Source organism: Endozoicomonas sp. NE40, assembly GCF_040549045.1.
Taxonomy (GTDB): domain Bacteria; phylum Pseudomonadota; class Gammaproteobacteria; order Pseudomonadales; family Endozoicomonadaceae; genus Endozoicomonas_A; species Endozoicomonas_A lisbonensis.
Window position 1 is genome coordinate 96968 of the sequence record NZ_JBEWTB010000002.1, and the last position, 15599, is coordinate 112566.

At 49.2% G+C, this 15599-nt stretch carries 20 protein-coding genes; 3 read left to right on the forward strand and 17 right to left on the reverse strand.

Annotated features, from left to right (window positions below):
- Window position 1: 1 nt before the first annotated feature.
- The 13 genes from V5J35_RS01450 to V5J35_RS01510 all read right to left on the reverse strand — a co-directional run bounded on the left by V5J35_RS01450 (window position 2) and on the right by V5J35_RS01510 (window position 10800).
- Window positions 2-1051: a Gfo/Idh/MocA family protein gene (locus V5J35_RS01450; RefSeq protein WP_354009563.1), complete on the reverse strand. Its 1050-nt coding sequence runs from the start codon at window positions 1049-1051 to the stop codon at window positions 2-4.
- A gap of 29 nt (window positions 1052-1080) precedes the next feature.
- On the reverse strand, window positions 1081-2394 hold the full coding sequence (locus V5J35_RS01455) for a nucleotide sugar dehydrogenase (RefSeq protein ID WP_354009564.1): 1314 nt from the start codon (window positions 2392-2394) through the stop codon (window positions 1081-1083).
- 352 nt (window positions 2395-2746) lie between these two features.
- A complete protein-coding gene (locus tag V5J35_RS01460; RefSeq protein WP_354009565.1) occupies window positions 2747-3697 on the reverse strand; it encodes a flagellar motor protein MotB in 951 nt (316 codons plus the stop codon).
- On the reverse strand, window positions 3694-3996 hold the full coding sequence (locus V5J35_RS01465) for a MotA/TolQ/ExbB proton channel family protein (protein ID WP_354016529.1): 303 nt from the start codon (window positions 3994-3996) through the stop codon (window positions 3694-3696). Before V5J35_RS01465 ends, V5J35_RS01460 begins: the two co-directional genes overlap by 4 nt.
- Window positions 3971-4558, reverse strand: a complete 588-nt coding sequence (locus tag V5J35_RS01470) for a motility-associated protein (protein ID WP_354016244.1) — start codon at window positions 4556-4558, stop codon at window positions 3971-3973. Before V5J35_RS01470 ends, V5J35_RS01465 begins: the two co-directional genes overlap by 26 nt.
- Window positions 4559-4564: 6 nt before the next feature.
- Window positions 4565-5317, reverse strand: coding sequence for a sigma-70 family RNA polymerase sigma factor (locus tag V5J35_RS01475; RefSeq protein WP_354009567.1), 753 nt, complete (start codon window positions 5315-5317; stop codon window positions 4565-4567).
- A gap of 2 nt (window positions 5318-5319) precedes the next feature.
- Window positions 5320-5760: a flagellar basal body-associated FliL family protein gene (locus tag V5J35_RS01480; protein ID WP_354009568.1), complete on the reverse strand. Its 441-nt coding sequence runs from the start codon at window positions 5758-5760 to the stop codon at window positions 5320-5322.
- Between the two features lie 13 nt (window positions 5761-5773).
- On the reverse strand, window positions 5774-6973 hold the full coding sequence (locus V5J35_RS01485; RefSeq protein WP_354009569.1) for a flagellar hook-length control protein FliK: 1200 nt from the start codon (window positions 6971-6973) through the stop codon (window positions 5774-5776).
- Complete coding sequence (locus V5J35_RS01490; protein WP_354009570.1) at window positions 6970-7308, reverse strand: hypothetical protein; 339 nt, start codon at window positions 7306-7308, stop codon at window positions 6970-6972. Before V5J35_RS01490 ends, V5J35_RS01485 begins: the two co-directional genes overlap by 4 nt.
- Window positions 7295-7693 (reverse strand): flagellar export chaperone FliS, encoded by a 399-nt coding sequence (gene fliS, locus V5J35_RS01495; RefSeq protein WP_354009571.1) that lies wholly within the window; start codon window positions 7691-7693, stop codon window positions 7295-7297. The genes V5J35_RS01490 and fliS overlap by 14 nt, the downstream gene beginning before the upstream one ends.
- A gap of 15 nt (window positions 7694-7708) precedes the next feature.
- Window positions 7709-9103: a flagellar filament capping protein FliD gene (gene fliD, locus V5J35_RS01500; protein ID WP_354009572.1), complete on the reverse strand. Its 1395-nt coding sequence runs from the start codon at window positions 9101-9103 to the stop codon at window positions 7709-7711.
- 107 nt (window positions 9104-9210) lie between these two features.
- The gene (locus V5J35_RS01505) at window positions 9211-9570 is read right to left on the reverse strand and encodes a hypothetical protein (protein WP_354009573.1); all 360 of its coding nucleotides are present in this window, start codon (window positions 9568-9570) and stop codon (window positions 9211-9213) included.
- A gap of 123 nt (window positions 9571-9693) precedes the next feature.
- A complete protein-coding gene (locus V5J35_RS01510; protein WP_354009574.1) occupies window positions 9694-10800 on the reverse strand; it encodes a flagellin N-terminal helical domain-containing protein in 1107 nt (368 codons plus the stop codon).
- Between the two features lie 198 nt (window positions 10801-10998).
- Here V5J35_RS01510 and V5J35_RS01515 point away from each other — a divergent pair, with 198 nt between their 5' ends.
- Window positions 10999-11208, forward strand: a complete 210-nt coding sequence (locus V5J35_RS01515) for a hypothetical protein (RefSeq protein ID WP_354009575.1) — start codon at window positions 10999-11001, stop codon at window positions 11206-11208.
- A 1-nt stretch (window position 11209) separates the two neighbouring features.
- Here V5J35_RS01515 and V5J35_RS01520 read toward each other — a convergent pair whose 3' ends face one another.
- The 3 genes from V5J35_RS01520 to V5J35_RS01530 form a co-directional block, all read right to left on the reverse strand.
- Entirely contained in the window at window positions 11210-11494 is a 285-nt protein-coding gene (locus V5J35_RS01520; protein WP_354009576.1) for an addiction module antidote protein, read from the reverse strand.
- 1 nt (window position 11495) lies between these two features.
- On the reverse strand, window positions 11496-11636 hold the full coding sequence (locus V5J35_RS01525; RefSeq protein WP_354011348.1) for a hypothetical protein: 141 nt from the start codon (window positions 11634-11636) through the stop codon (window positions 11496-11498).
- A 320-nt stretch (window positions 11637-11956) separates the two neighbouring features.
- A complete protein-coding gene (locus V5J35_RS01530) occupies window positions 11957-13102 on the reverse strand; it encodes a flagellin (protein WP_354009577.1) in 1146 nt (381 codons plus the stop codon).
- A 188-nt stretch (window positions 13103-13290) separates the two neighbouring features.
- Here V5J35_RS01530 and mntA point away from each other — a divergent pair, with 188 nt between their 5' ends.
- Complete coding sequence (mntA, locus tag V5J35_RS01535; RefSeq protein WP_354009578.1) at window positions 13291-13746, forward strand: type VII toxin-antitoxin system MntA family adenylyltransferase antitoxin; 456 nt, start codon at window positions 13291-13293, stop codon at window positions 13744-13746.
- Window positions 13736-14146 carry a type VII toxin-antitoxin system HepT family RNase toxin gene (hepT, locus tag V5J35_RS01540; RefSeq protein ID WP_354009579.1) on the forward strand — a complete coding sequence of 137 codons (411 nt, stop codon included), beginning with the start codon at window positions 13736-13738 and terminating at the stop codon, window positions 14144-14146. Before mntA ends, hepT begins: the two co-directional genes overlap by 11 nt.
- Before the next feature lie 15 nt (window positions 14147-14161).
- On the opposite strand, the gene V5J35_RS01545 is transcribed toward hepT, so the two are convergent.
- The gene (locus V5J35_RS01545; protein WP_354009580.1) at window positions 14162-15502 is read right to left on the reverse strand and encodes a hypothetical protein; all 1341 of its coding nucleotides are present in this window, start codon (window positions 15500-15502) and stop codon (window positions 14162-14164) included.
- Between the last annotated feature and the right edge of the window lie 97 nt (window positions 15503-15599).

Consider the following 15599-nt stretch of genomic DNA (forward strand, 5'->3'; position numbering starts at 1 on the left):
GTTAATACTCCAGAGGCAATGAGACGGTTCTGCCATCCCTTGCCGAAAGGTATGCGGCAATCAGCAATTCCAGGGACTTCAGGCCTTCCCTACCATCGGTTTCAGGCTCAGCTTGACCCCGAAGTGTATCAATTACATTTTTATAATAAAGTGGGTGACCAAAACCATAGACGGATGTGGTCTCATAGTTAGCGGTTTCGATTTCTGCATCATAAGATTTGGGCTCAGCAAAATTCCATTCCTGGATCTCATTGACAGCAACGCCCCCTACTCTGACGGTACCATTTTCGCCAAGAATGGTAATGGAACCTTCCAGATTTTTAGGGTAGGTACACATGGTGACCGCCATAGAGCCCAAGGCCCCATTACGCCAGCGCACATTCATAACGCCAGTGTCTTCAACTTCAATATTACGATGGGTTGAGGTCATGCACTGAACATCCGCAACGGGTCCAATCAGCCAGTCCATCAGGTCGACGTAATGGCTGGCCTGATTCATAAAGGCTCCGCCATCCAGCTCCCATGTGCCGCACCATTTGGCACGATCATAGTATTCCTGAGGCCGTGTCCAGAAAACATTCAGATGAACCATGTGAATTTTTCCAAAACGGTTCTCTGTAATTGCGCGTTTTAACAGCTGCAGTGTGGTATTACGGCGATTTTGCTTAACTATGAACAGCCGCACGCCCGCTTCATCACAAGCTTTAACCATTTTTACGCCATCAGCCCAGCGGGTTGCCATCGGTTTTTCACTGATCACATCCACGCCTGCCCGGGCAGCCATCATCGCCTGTTCAGGATGTAAACCACTGGGGGTACACAGTGCAACAGCGTCAGGTTTCTCATTACTCAGAAGGTCTTCCAGCTTTTGATAACCCGGCACCTGGTATTGGTCACTGACTTTTGCCAGAACATCTGTGTCTATATCACAGACAGCTACCAGCTCAATATCATTGTCATGACGTTGAAAAGCTTCAATATGCTTTTGAGAAATTCGGCCACAACCCACTAAAGCAATGCGGATTTTACGCTCTGAAATCACTTCAAACATAACGTTCCTCTTATACGCCTTCAGACGCTTTATGCTTTCACAAGGTTGTCAGCAGGTTCGGAGTATTGACCACGGGTATCCACCAGTAACTGCGCATGCTCAATAATCATCGGATAATTAAACGCATTATGGTCAGTCGCCAGTAACACACAGTCATAGTCAGCGATACGTTCAGGAGTGAGTTCAATACTGGAAAGATCAAAATAGTGTTCACGCATTTTCGGGAACGTTGGAACATGAGGATCTGAATAATCCACTAACACCCCTTTTTTCTGCAAACGCTCCATTAGCTCAACAGACGGAGACTCTCGCATATCGTCTACGTTCTTTTTATAAGCGATCCCCAGAACCAGAACCCTGCTGCCTTTCAATGCCTTCCCGCGCTGGTTAAGGGCATCACTGACTTTATCAACCACAAATCTTGGCATATAGGCATTAATTTCACCTGCAAGTTCGATAAAACGGGTATGCAGGCCATATTCACGAGCTTTCCAGGTCAGGTAAAAAGGGTCAATGGGGATACAGTGACCACCTAACCCCGGCCCGGGATAATAAGGGGTAAATCCAAAGGGTTTGGTTGATGCAGCATTGATCACTTCGTGAATATCAATGCCCATGCGATCTGCAACAATCTTCATTTCATTCACCAGACCAATATTCACAGCACGATGAATATTCTCCAGCAGCTTGGTCATCTCCGCCGCTGCGGTTGATGAAACAGGTACAACAGTATCAATAACTGAATCATAAAGTGCTATGCCAGCCTTTAGGCAAGTCGGTGTGTGACCACCGCAGACCTTTGGAATCGTTCTGGTTTCAAAATCAGGGTTGGCAGGATCTTCACGCTCCGGTGAATAAACAAGAAATGCATCTTCGCCTACAGTAAAATCTGCGCCTTCAAGTCTTGGCAGAAGTTCCTCTACTGTCGTGCCCGGGTAAGTGGTGCTTTCTAACGACAATATCTGCCCCTTCCGCATATAAGGCGTCAAAGCGTCTGTTGTATTCAAAACAAAGCTTAAATCCGGTTCACGGTACTTATTCAGCGGAGTTGGGACACACAAAATCAGGGCATCAGGTTTTTGTGCTTCTGAAAAATCGCTTGTTGCACGAAACTGTTTATTATGAACGGCACTGAGAATGGATTCTGATGAGATATGCTCAATGTAGCTCATACCATCATTCAATTGATCAACTTTTTCCTGGTCAATATCAATACCCAGTACCTTATAGCCTTCCTCGACATACCGGAGCATCAGAGGCAGCCCCACGTATCCTAAACCAATGATACCCACCAGCGCATCACGTTTTTTGAATTTTTCAATTAATTCTTTTTCATAGCTCATATTTTCGCTCCGTGCGGGGCAATCTACAAACGGCTAAACACGCTACCGCCCGTCGAATCATGCATTTCTCGAAACTGCGGCGGGAAAGTCCGGATTTGGATAAACCTGCACAAATCAGAGACAACAGCCCCCCTCTGCACAGGCTACAAGCAACAATGTTCAACCTTGCCATCTACTTTGGCTTTTCATTCCACTACAAAAATTTTTTGTGCGTAGATGGGATAAAAAAATCTAAAAGACAAGGAACAAATCGCAAGCATTCTAGCCGCTTACACCAAACTTACAATACGTATTAAAGGCACGCTCATTTTACAGTGAAGGGGAAAAATCATACATAAAAACAACAAACATATCACCCGCGCCCAGGCATCCGGTTATCCTCCGCCAACCGCCGAACATCAATGATACGACCGGTATCAAACTCACGCCGTACCCTCTCCGTCTCAACAGCTTCTTCCTCATCACCAGAATCAGCCACCAGACTCATGGCATCAAAGTCGACTCCGGTCAGACGAAACTCACTGTCTGCTGTCATCACAACAATCTCTACACGACGATTGATCGGGTTATAGGGGTTTTCCTTATCGACCAGCGCACGATCTGCCATCGCTGCTACCTGAACAATTCGCTCTTCAGGAAAACCACCATGGATTAATGTCTGTCTTGCTTCATTGGCTCTATAAGACGACAAATACCAGTTATCCATATCACGCTGATCCGTGAAACCAACACCATCGGAGTGTCCGGTAATAGACAACGCCCGTCCGGTCTCAGCAAGGTAAGGCGCCAGCCCGAGTAACATATCTTCGAAGAAAGGCATCAGGTGCTTACTGCCCTGATCAAACATCGCCTTTTCTTCAGACTCTGAAATATAAATCTTGATACCCTGAGGAATAAACTCAAGATTCAGATTTCCCTGATAGTCTCCCTGCGCACCGGTCAAACCTGCCTCTTCAAGGTCTTCCATCAATCCCCAGAGTGGCGAACTGGCTGGCATGGAAGAGTTACTCAAACCCTGCTGAGGCTGCCCGTGAATCACAGAGGCAATAGGCGGGTATGGAAAGCCCATATCAATCAGGCTGGCATGACCTCCCTCTTCAAACACACTGTCCGGGTCAGAAAAGTACCGCCCAATCACCGCTTTTTCCGAAGGTGTTGCAGTGCTTACGACCCACAGAACAAGAAACACCGCCATCATTGACAATGTAAAATCAGCAAAGGCTATTTTCCAGGCGTTGTTCCCATGCCTGCCTCTGGAACGCCTACCCCTGCGACGAACAACAATAATCTGTTCAGCACTCATGGTGTCTGCCGGTTTTCCAGTAACCAGCCCTCCATCTGCTCAAACGACGGCCTTACTTCTGCATACAACAAACGACGACCTGCATCCACAGCAATAGCCGATGGACGACCACAGACCTGAGCGACAATAGCCGTTTTTACACAGTCAAACAGCAGCACTTCTTCTTTGACATTATGCTGAATAGCCTGCGCCAGGGGAGCAGCAAAACCGTAGCATAAGAGAATACCCAGAAAGGTACCCACCAGCGCCTTGGCAATCGACATGCCAATAATTTCAACCGGCCCACCCATGGCTCCCATGGTCACAATAATGCCTAACACAGCCGCTACAATACCAAAACCCCGGCAAGGCATCTGCAATCGACTGAATACTGTGGGCCGGTCGCAGCATATCGTCTTCCATGGTTTCCAGCTCACTGTCCAGCAGACTTTCCAGCTCATGAGGCTGAACTTTACCCAGAGCCACCAGACGAAGGTTGTCGCAGATAAAGCTGACCAGCCTTGGATTTTCCAGCATTCCGGATTCAGTAAAAATGGAACTCTCCCCCGGACGCTCGATATGATCTTCCAGCACAGACACACCGGATCGACGACGCAGTTCAAACAGCTGATACAATAACGTCAACAGTCGCTGATAATAAGCCTGATTCAGATGTTTACCACGAAACACCTTAACCACCGCCCTGAAGGCATCCTTAACACCTGTCCAGGAATTGGAGATCAAAAAGGCGGCAAAGGCACCGCCAAAAATAATCACAAATTCGGGCGGCTGCCACAGCACCATCGGCGCGCCCCCAGCCATGACAAATCCGCCAATAATGCTGACTGCAAGCAGAATAACGCCACCAAATTTCAAAAACATATCTTGTTACAACCACTCTAACAGTTTCTTGCGCAGCGACTTCACCGCCTTACTGCGCAATTGGGAAATACGTGCCTCAGTCAGCTCAAGCACACTGGCAATTTCCTTCTGATTCAGCTCTTCATCATAATACAGCTGCATAATAATCTGCTCACGCTCAGGCAGTTGCTTCAGAGCTTCAGACAGGGCTACCATCAACCGCTGTCGTACAACAGGGCTGGACACCTTGTCCGGCTCAACAGGTAGAAGGCTTTCACCAGACTCAAGAATCACCTCAAGACTGGCAACATTGGCTTCGTCCACCTGCATTTCCGTTTTACGACACTCTTCAACCGTTAAACCGGTCGCATCGGCCAGCTCATAATCCGTAGGATTTCGCCCCAGTTTCTGCTGCAGTCCAGAGCGTGCCACCTGTAGCTCCCGTCCCATCCTGCGCACATTACGTGAACACCAGTCGTTTTTACGCAGACTATCAAGCATCGCACCACGAACCCGTGGCAGAACATAAGCTTCGAACGGAATATTATCCATGGGACTGTACCGCTCAGCCGCTTCCAGCAAACCGACAAGTCCCGTCTGTATTAAATCATCCGGATCAACAGCGCCATCCAGCCGGTCTGCCAGATGCAGCGCAACCCGCCGCACCATTTCAGCATGCTCCATCACCAGGGCATCCCGCTTATCTGCGGCACTGCCAGCATGACGGTTGGCAAAGCATGCCTTGCCTTGCGAAGAATAGGTAAGAGCTACAGCAGACATCACTATTGAATCACATACTCGTTAAACAGGACTTCCGAAACCGAATGGACACCATCATTGCTTCCAATAACACCATGCACTTCAGCCAGACTCTTTTCCCGCAGACTATCAAAACCATCTTCAGCCAGAAGCCCCTCAACCGATTCACGGGAGTACAGCGCAATTAAACGACTACGAATAACGGGCGAATAATGTTTAATCTCTTTGAAAGAAGAATCATGGCTAACGACCAGTACAGGTTTCACTTTAAAGTAACGATTGCTGGCGCCAGTTCTCGAAACATTGACCACGACCGGCTCCATCTCGTAATACACCGGTTTCGGCGCAATCATTCCCGCCCCGGCCCTTCCGGACAAAACCCAGAACCAGATAACTGCAATACCCACCAGCGCCAATACTGCAAAAGACACAGTTCTGACAAAACCTGTCTTTTCTTTAGACATCCCTTCTTCCTGATTAAGCAAATGTGTTAATAAAGCCAGTTGGCAAAATGTCTACAGAAGTCGTTTCGCTGGTTTCAGGCTGCTGAGCAAGACCACTCTCAGAACCTGTATGACTTCCAGACTGAGACTCACGATGCTGTGCAAACTGTCGTTCACTATCAGAGCCGACATTCACATCAACCTGATCGTACCCCTGAGATTCCAGGGCAACCCTCAGGCGATCAGACTGAACATCCAGCAGCTCCCTGACCTGAGGCACGGCAGAAGCCATTTGAACACTGACGCCTGACTCTTCAATCACCAGTCGTACACCAATGGTTCCAAGCTCAGGCGGATCTAAACGAATCTGAGCCTCCTGCCGCCCTTCACTGATCATCGCCACCAGTCGCTGCCCCATGGCATCCGACCAGTTTTCCTGACGCAGACTGATGTCCGGGTTAGCCTGCGTAGCGGTTTGAGCCACTCCGGGATTACTGCCGATCTGAACAGGAGTCGCCTCTGTCCTTTGAACCAGCGTTGCAGTGGCAGGCACTGCCCCCATCAGCTCAATGGATGACTGACCAGACTGCATCGCCAGGTTCTCAGACAGGGTTTCCGTCATCACCTGCAACTTCATATCCAGCGCAGGTTGATAAGATAAGGTTTGCTCTGCTTTTAGGGCATCCACTTCAGCCGGGGAAAATGCGACAGCCTTTGCCGAAGCGTCAGTAGCAGACTCAAGTCGTTCTTTATTCAACAACTCTCTGTCCAGCAACTCTTTACTCAACAAAGTGTCTGCCTGCCTTTCAGACTCATCGGCTGGCATATACTGTTCAAGGGCTTTCTCCAGCGCCTTACCGGCTGCTTCAGACAAAAGAGGCTGACCTGCGCCCTCTACAACATCCTGCACCGTTGCCTCAACCTGCTGCCGCCACGTCTGCAGATCCACAACCTCCGCCAGAGGATGCTGCTCGACCTGCCAGTTAAACTGGCTTTCCAGCATCGCCAGAAAGCCTGTCACTTCACTGTCGTCCATGGTTTCGATGGTCGAGCGTAACGCATCCAACCGCTGATCCTGGGCTTCAGAACCAGCGGTTTCCTCAACAAACTGTTCAAGCACATCGTCAAACAGCTGTTCACCGGACGACCTTTCAGAATTTGATGAAGAAATCCGAGTCGAACCCTGTGCGGTCGCACTTAACAAATCCATGCCGGAAATCACACTGGTAGTCATGCATTTTTCCTCAATTCACGATTACCGGCAGCCAGCGAGTTTTTATACCCTTCAAGAGCGCCTTTTTTACTGCGCATGGCTTCCATCTTATCCTTCAGCTCAAGGCGACGCTGACGACACTGAACAAATATCTGTTCATAGGTTTGTTTCATTTCACTGATGACATCTGCCAGCTCACCCTGCTTCCATTCAGGGTTGACAGCCTTCAGAAGTTCACGGATATCGTCGTCAATTTCCTGAACAAGGGGCCAGTCTTTCTGCTCACTGGCTTCTATCAGCTCCTGCTGCAGAATAGCCAGGTCATCCCGAACAGCGGCAGGGTTATTCGCCACCATTCAGCTGTCCCCCAATCTGATCCCAGGAACCCTTGATCCTGGTCATCAGGTCCATCACTTCATCAATCGGTTCAGCCGAATTAGTCCGGGTTGCTTCCAGCAGGCGGGTATTGCAGTACTGGTAAATCTGAGCCAGGTTCTGACTCATCTCTCCACCAATTTCATGATCAAGAGCGCCGCTCAGCGCACCCAGAATATCCATACACTTGCCAATACTTTCGCCGCGCAATGCCATATCCTTGCGCTCAATGGCACCTGCCGCCTTGGACAGATTGTCGATCAGGTTTTCGTACATAATCACCACCAGCCGGTAAGGGCTGGCCACTTCGGCACGGGTTCGGGTCTGGTTACTCTGGTAGGCGTTCAGGCCGCGTTTTGCATTCATAACTTAACTGGAAACTTAAAAGGTAAACATGGATTGCTGCATCTGGGCGACTGCCAGATCCATTGCGATAAATTCATTCAGGTAGCGCTGGTAAATGGACTCATAACGGGTTTCAACCACTTCCCACTCCGACTCCACAGCACGCAGATTGCGTTCCAGCGTTTCAACACGGGCATCAATCAGACCATCTTTCGGGATGTATTTGTCATCATTACTCGGTGGTGGTACATAGTCTTCATCTTCTTCATCACCTTCTGACTCATCTTCTTCAGGGCGACCAATGTACTTGGTTGAAACATCCTGCCACTCTTCCACCACTTCCAGAAACATTTCAGTCACCGCTTTCGGGTCTTCATCCAGTGCTTCCTGCAACACACTGGTATCGACTTCAAGATCACCATTACGGTTAGTCATGACACCAATGCTGGCAAGGTTCGGATAAGGACCATCAAACGTCATCTGCTGCACATGGCGAAGCTCATTACGGATACCATTGATCATGGGGTCACCCGCCAGCGGGCCGCGAGTCACATTACCGTCGTCGTCCATAGAACGACTGCCCAGAGAATCCAGCGTACTCAGCACATCATTAAAACTGTCTACAATGGCGCGGGCAGAAGATGTCATTTTTGAGGTATCTGAACGAACCTCAAAGGTGAAGGCTTCATCATTAGTGCTTTTAAGGTCAATGGTTACGCCGGGAATGGCATCTTCTACACGATTGGTAGCACTGGTCATCCTTTTACCGTCAATAAAAAACTCTGCATCCTGAGCATCCTGCAGAGTTTCCAACATCAGCTTGTCATTACCCTGACGAACGGTAATCGCATTATCAACACCAGTTTCGTCTGATGTCAGCGTCAGATAAGACTGCTCACCATCGCTTAACAGACTCGCAGTAACACCGGGATTATCAGAATGATTGTTAATCTCTTCTGCAATGTCTGCGATATTGTCACCTTCCGCAATTTCAATTGTCAGACGCTCACCAGCAACAACAATGGTATACTCGCCTGCCAGCTCTTCGGTAATTTCACCGGCATTATCACCCGTTGCATCCACAGCAAACAGCTCAACCTTATGTTGCTGAGCCAGCTCATTCACTTGCAAAGAATAAGTATTGGTAATCGCCGTCTCATCAACACTGATACCCGCATACTTTTCATCGTCTTCCGCCATGGACACCGACACGGAACCAAACCGGGTCACATCCGAATAACGATTCAGCGAGTTATAAAAACTGTTCAGAGAACCGGTCAGCTCATTCAATGCTGCAATTTCTTCATTAATCGCGCCTTCACGACGGGTCAGCTGAGTAGCTTTCGGCGTGATCTGCAGTGTCGCCATTTGGGTAGCCATACCGTAGATATCCAGCCCGGTACCCATTCCACCCATGGAGATGCCTGACATACTTTACTTCCTCATTCCCGGCGCAGGTTAAACGACAGCGCCTGAATCCAAAGGCTGACAAACGCCTTCAAATAATACAATTAATGGGTTATGCAAATGCTGTGCCATCAACATTCACGATCAATAAAAAAAGCCGTTTCATCACCAGAGTCAGCCCGGCTAATCGCATCATCTGCCATCATCAGCCCAATACTTTCACCAGTAGCATCCAGCACCGTCACCGCAAGCTCACCATCCAGCTCGACCATTTCAAAACCCATTTCATGTCGAGCCTCACGCTCCTGCAATACAAGAATGGCAGCCTGCAATTTTTTCCGGAAATCCATTTCCGTTGCCCGACGGTGTTTTTTCTTATCAGCATCACTGCCTACAAACCCCTTCAAAGGCTTGACTCCGGAAACAGACGTCACCCTACTGGATGAAGAGCTAAACGAAGACACATCAGGCAGATCCGGATCAGTATTCATGGCACAGCACTTAAAAAATTAAGGGTTATAAGTTGAAAACGACAGAGGATGCCTTTTCTTAAACCCATAAAAAAAGCGAGCCATCAAGACCCGCCTTCCAAAAAAACCGTTTCTGACCAACTATTACTGCAATAACATACCCGCGTACTGAGGCATACCTTTCGCCTGCGCCAACACTGACACACCCGCCTGCATCAACATCTGGTTACTGGTCATTTCAACCGTTTGCTCAGCAAAATCAGCGTCCTGAATACGCGCCTGGGAAACACCCAGGTTTTCTTCCATAGACGTCAGATTGCTGATGGTAGACTCCAGACGATTCTGCACCGCACCCAGATCCGCACGCTGCTCATCCAGCTGAACCAGCGCCTCATCCAGAATAATCATTGCCTTGGTGGCACCCGCCTGAGTTTCAACGTTAATGCTGTCAACACTCAGGTTCTTACCAGTCAGTTCGTTATCATCTTCATCGCCAACCAGGTCTACCTCACCCTCATGACCAACAATCTCCAGCTTAACAGGGTCAACAGAGTATACAGCTGTAGCATCAACATCATACTGCACCAACAATTCATCCAACTCTTCTGCAACATCTGAAACATGTTTAGGCCCCGGATCAGCAGACAGCGTTACTTCCTCACCACCAATCGTTAATTCCAGATCAGCGATCATAGTCCCTTCAGTATCAAATTCAGCAGGAATGGTCGCCTCCCGAATCTCCGATCCCAGATCAGCCCCCGTCACAGAATCAATACCAAAGCTAATGGTATCCCCTGCCGTCTCACCAATCTGAAACTCCAGATGCTCCGAAGTACCGTCCAGCAGATTAATACCAGCAAAGTTCGTAGTATTGGCAATACGGTTGATCTCATCCTTCAGATGATCCACTTCTTTCTGGATCGCTTCGCGGTCTTCTTCCGTATTCGTATCGTTAAACGCCTGCATGGACAGGTCACGAATACGGTTCATAACATTGGTGGATTCACTCATGCCCGCTTCTGCGGTCTGCGCCATAGAGATTGCATCCGACGAGTTACGCTGCGCTACCGCCAGCCCCTGCATCTGGGTCTGCATACGGTTGGCAATCTGCATGCCTGCTGCATCGTCAGCCGCCGAATTAATTCGCAAACCCGTTGACAACTGCTGCATATTGCCGGTCAGCTTCAACTGGTTGGAATTAAGGATATTCTGCGCCATCTTGGCGGAATTATTGGAGTTGATCGTGATCAAGAGGGGTCACTCCACAGTATCAAAAACGTTGAGCGCCGGTTAGACAGAGCGCATTTAACGCAGTAAACGACCACTCTTAAAATTATTAAAATAAAATTCGTCTTTGACAGATTTTCAGACAAGCATTATGTTGTGTAACACCTCCCCGCAAGAGGATACCATCATGCCCAGCCCCCCACCAATGAAGACATCGAAAGCATGGCAGGCTGCCTGACGGATGATCACCAACAGCAGATTATCAGCCTGGAAGACATGGAACAGGCAATAAAATCAGGCATAATCGAATCGTGGAGCAAGAACAAAAAGGAACTGACCGGCGTCACCGCCGAGCTGGCTGGCATTATTGACAGAGACGAACTGAACACGATTGACAGCTACACCGACCACCTGCAGGAAAAATATTTCTAAGTCAAACCGACTTCGCCATCAAATGAAGCCCAAGGGCTTTCATCACCGCAAGGGTGGTTTTCAGGGTGGGGTTCCCCTGCTCGCTGAATGAACGATACAACTGCTCACGGGACAGTCCGGTTTCCTCTGCCACCTGACTCATCCCCTTCGCACGTGCCACCACGCCCAGCGCTTTGGCAATATAAGCCGCATCCCCTGTCTCAAAAGCGTCTGCCATAAACACTTCAATTGCTTCCTGACTATCCAGCGCTCCGGCCGGGTCGTAGTCAAATATAGGCTCCTTCATGCTAATCCCTCCATTCCCTTGCCAGACACCTGGCTGTTTCAATATCCCGCTTCTGAGCACTTTTGTTGCCACCGCACAAAAGCAAGACAACCTCTCCTTCCCGACGCTTGAAGTATACCCTGTACCCAGTTCCGTAATGAATTCTTTACTCACTCACTCCTTCACCCACTGGTGATACATCCCCTTCAAGACCATTAACCAGCCGAAAAATCCGGGCTGCAATCGCCGCCTTTGCACGCTTATCCCTGAGCTTGCTTTCCCATCTTTGGTACGTAGCCGTCTGCTTGATAACTATCATCAATACAGTGTAGTCATTAAACTACATATTGCAAAAAAGGCGAACCCCGAAAGATTCGCCTTGCAACACGCCCATCGCCATCCCCGCGCAGGCGGGAACCCACTACTCGTAGCAGATTCTCACTTTCATGGGAATGACAAAAAAAGACATGACAGCAGCCAGTATTACAGCAGCATAGTAGCGTACTGTGGCATACCCTTAGCCTGCGCCAGAACAGAAGTACCGGCTTGCATCAGCATCTGGTTAGAGGTCATCTCTACAGTCTGGGTAGCAAAGTCAGCATCCAGAATACGGCTCTGGGCAACACCCAGATTTTCTTCGATGTTGGACAGGTTGCTGGTTGTAGACTCCAGACGGTTTTGAGTCGCACCGAGATTGGCACGTTCTTCATCGACTGTCTCCAGAGCACCATCCAGAATTTCGATAGCCTGCTGAGCACCCAGAGTAGTAGTGATATCGATATCTTCCAGACTCATGAACTGTGTGTCTTCAGTCGTGGTGCCACCTGCGCCAATACCTTCAATAGCTACACCCGCCTCATCAGATACAAAAGTGAACGCACCCTTGTCTTCATGCACTTTAACACCTTCAACACCAGCAGCTTCCATTTGCGTGTTAATTTCAGCAGCCAGAGATTCAGCGTCATGAGATTCACCGCCATTTGCAGTACCAGCAATAACAACATCAGTACCACCAACTTTCAAAGTTACGTCCTGACCGTCAGTACCGTCACCTTCCAGTGTTGTAAGCATTGCGTTCACATCAGCAGAATCAAAAGTCATAAGATTAGTGGTCACGTCAGCACCCAGCGCAGAAGCCGACATATCACCAATACTGAATTCAATGGTCTCGTTAGCATTGGAACCGATCTGGAACGACATATCCTGAGCGGTTCCGTCCAGAAGATTGATACCAGCAAAGTTAGTAGTTTCAGAGATACGATCCACTTCTTCAACCAACGCATCCACTTCTTTCTGCATGGCTTCACGATCTTCCGTAGTGTTCGTGTCATTCGCAGACTGCAGGGACAGGTCACGCATACGATTCATGATCGTAGTGTTCTCAGTCATGGCACCTTCAGCAGTCTGAGCCATGGAGATCGCGTCGTTAGCGTTACGCTGGGCAACGGACAGGCCGTTCATCTGCGTTTCCATACGGTTGGAAATCTGCAGACCAGCTGCATCGTCAGCAGCAGAGTTGATGCGCAGGCCGGTAGACAGCTGTTCCATGTTGCCTGTCAGGGCAGTCTGGGACTTATACAGGTTATTCTGCGCCATAGTGGCAGAAGCGTTGGAATTGATGGTAATCATTACCGACTCCAGTGTCATTGAGTACAAACAAATGTTGGCTGAAGCGCACTATTCACTTGCGTTACAAGGAAAAGCACCAACAACCGGGTGGTTACCTTGGAAAACGACACTGCTTTTTTATCCTTAAATGTTTTTTTGAGTTTTTCTTAAATAATTTGCGGGGGGGGACTGGCTTTAAGGGAGTCACCGTGTTGGGAGTCACACACTCGCCTTCACCACAATTTTCCGATACTTTATCTACTACTGCCGACACAGGATCAAACCCATTGAGCCACCCTCACTCCAACATTGCAGACTCTATCCGCAAACACATCTGCGAGCTTGAAACGGTCGATGCCATCTACCTTTATGGCTCCCGCAGCAAAGGCACCGCCCGCCCCGACAGCGACTGGGACATTGCCGTTCTGTTCAGCACCTTTGAACCCGACCTTCTGGAGCGAACCGTCAGACCCCAGATGCTTGAAGCACAGCTGGAATCACTACTTCCGGAACACGACATCAGCATCGTCGATCTCCGCCAGGTTCCCGTCCCGCTGCAATGGAATATCATTCAGGGCATTAAACTGTACGACCGTTGGGTACCCGCCGTAAGGCGTATGGAAAACGCGATCATTTCCGCCTGGGAAAAAGATTATGAGAGATAAAGCTTACGAACAGGAAGTCGACAGGGTTCAGCAGGAAATGCTGCTGATGCTTGACGACCTGCACACCGACATCGACCACTGGAACGGTCGCGACCTGCTGGCAGCACAACGGGCATTACAGATTATTATTGAAAGTCTGATCGGGCTGTCTCGTTACACCTACCAGCAAAAATACAATATTTCCGTCAGCAAATCCCGGAGCGCACTCGACGGCCTTGCCAAACAGGGCGACATCTGCAAGACCGATTATGAACTGTCACTGAAAATGATTGGCTTCAGAAACGTACTGGTTCACGACTATCTGGATGTTAATCAGAAGATTATCGAAGCCATCATCCGAAAAAAACAGTATCACGACATTCAACGCATTTCGGAGATACTGCTTCAGTCCCTGCCATAGCAAACGCCCCCCGGACTAGTTTTCTCCCTGCCCGCTGGAAGAACCACCCTTCCAGCCTGAACGGGGCGCATACGGATCACTGCGAAACAAAACAACAGAACCATCCCTGATAATGATCGGCCTGTAATAAGTTTCCCCCCAGTAAGCACCGTAATGTTTTTTGACAAGAGCCTGTATCATTGTGTGCAGATGACTGATCAGAATGGACTGCTGCTCCTGAGCCTTCGTCTTCTGATCGTCGCTGAGACCCAATGAATACGTCACTATCGCCATGCGGTTAAATTCCAGCATTTGACAACGAATATGAAGAATCAGCAGCAGTTGATGGACATAACTGGAGGGATTAAATTCAATAAACACCCGCTCCTGACTGAAACGAATGGGCAAGCGCTCACCATCACCGGGGAAGCCACCCTGCGAATGATGAGTAATCGCTAAACTTTGAGTCGTTCTCAGAAATCTGAGAAATAACTGGTTAAGGGTTAAACTCGAACTGCCACCCTGTACCTGACGCCCTCTCGCAGAGAGGTCCATAATAAACCCAAACACATCACCATACTCAAGCAATTGCCCAATGAACCTGACCTGTTCATCTACCTCAAGACCCTGCATCAGCGCACTGAACCCGGAAATTGAGTAAAAGCGCTGCATCACTGCCATTGCCGACCGGAACTGAACAATATAATTACCACCATCTCCACGCTCGCCATCAGAAATCGTTGCCAGCAAACGCCTGAGCCGCCTGAACCAGTCAAGTACCGTTGCCTGCCCCTGTACCAGCTGATTACCCGACTGACTCCACGCTTCATCAAGCAATTCATCAATGCGCGGGATCAGATCAGTCAGATAACGATCAACAGACCGCCTCCGATACACTCTCCCATCACGCCCGGTGGTTATCGGGTACCAGACACCACCTACTTCAAGCAACTGAACAGCTGGAACAGGAAAACCGGAACCCTGCAAAGAATGAATAGGAAAAACACCCTGCTGGTTTACCAGAAAACTTCGGTCACTCACCCGCCCCGCCTCATTGAGAAGCAGCACCAGTATGGGCTTGCCCAGACTATGAGACAAAAGCACCGCTCCAGCCCTGCCCGGATGCTCACCGGAAAGGCGGTAAGTGTCGAAATCCAGCAACCGCCTGCTAACCGTTAACACATCTCCCTCCACAAGCTCATTATTCACCCGGTCGTTCATCCTGTGCGAATAACCCAGCTGGTCGACATAATCCACCAGATTACCAAACAGCTCCTGAGGCCAACTGCCCGGAATCAGCACACTAACTGCACGAAACAACGACAAACCATCTTCCCTGACAGTGGCAATCAGGCTGGCGCTGGCACAGGGAGCCACTCCCCCTAGCCCGAAAACCCACACAACCAACAGGACAATTCGGCACCCATGTTTCAGCCAGCCAGTGCAGTACAACGCGTTTTTCCCGAATATAAAA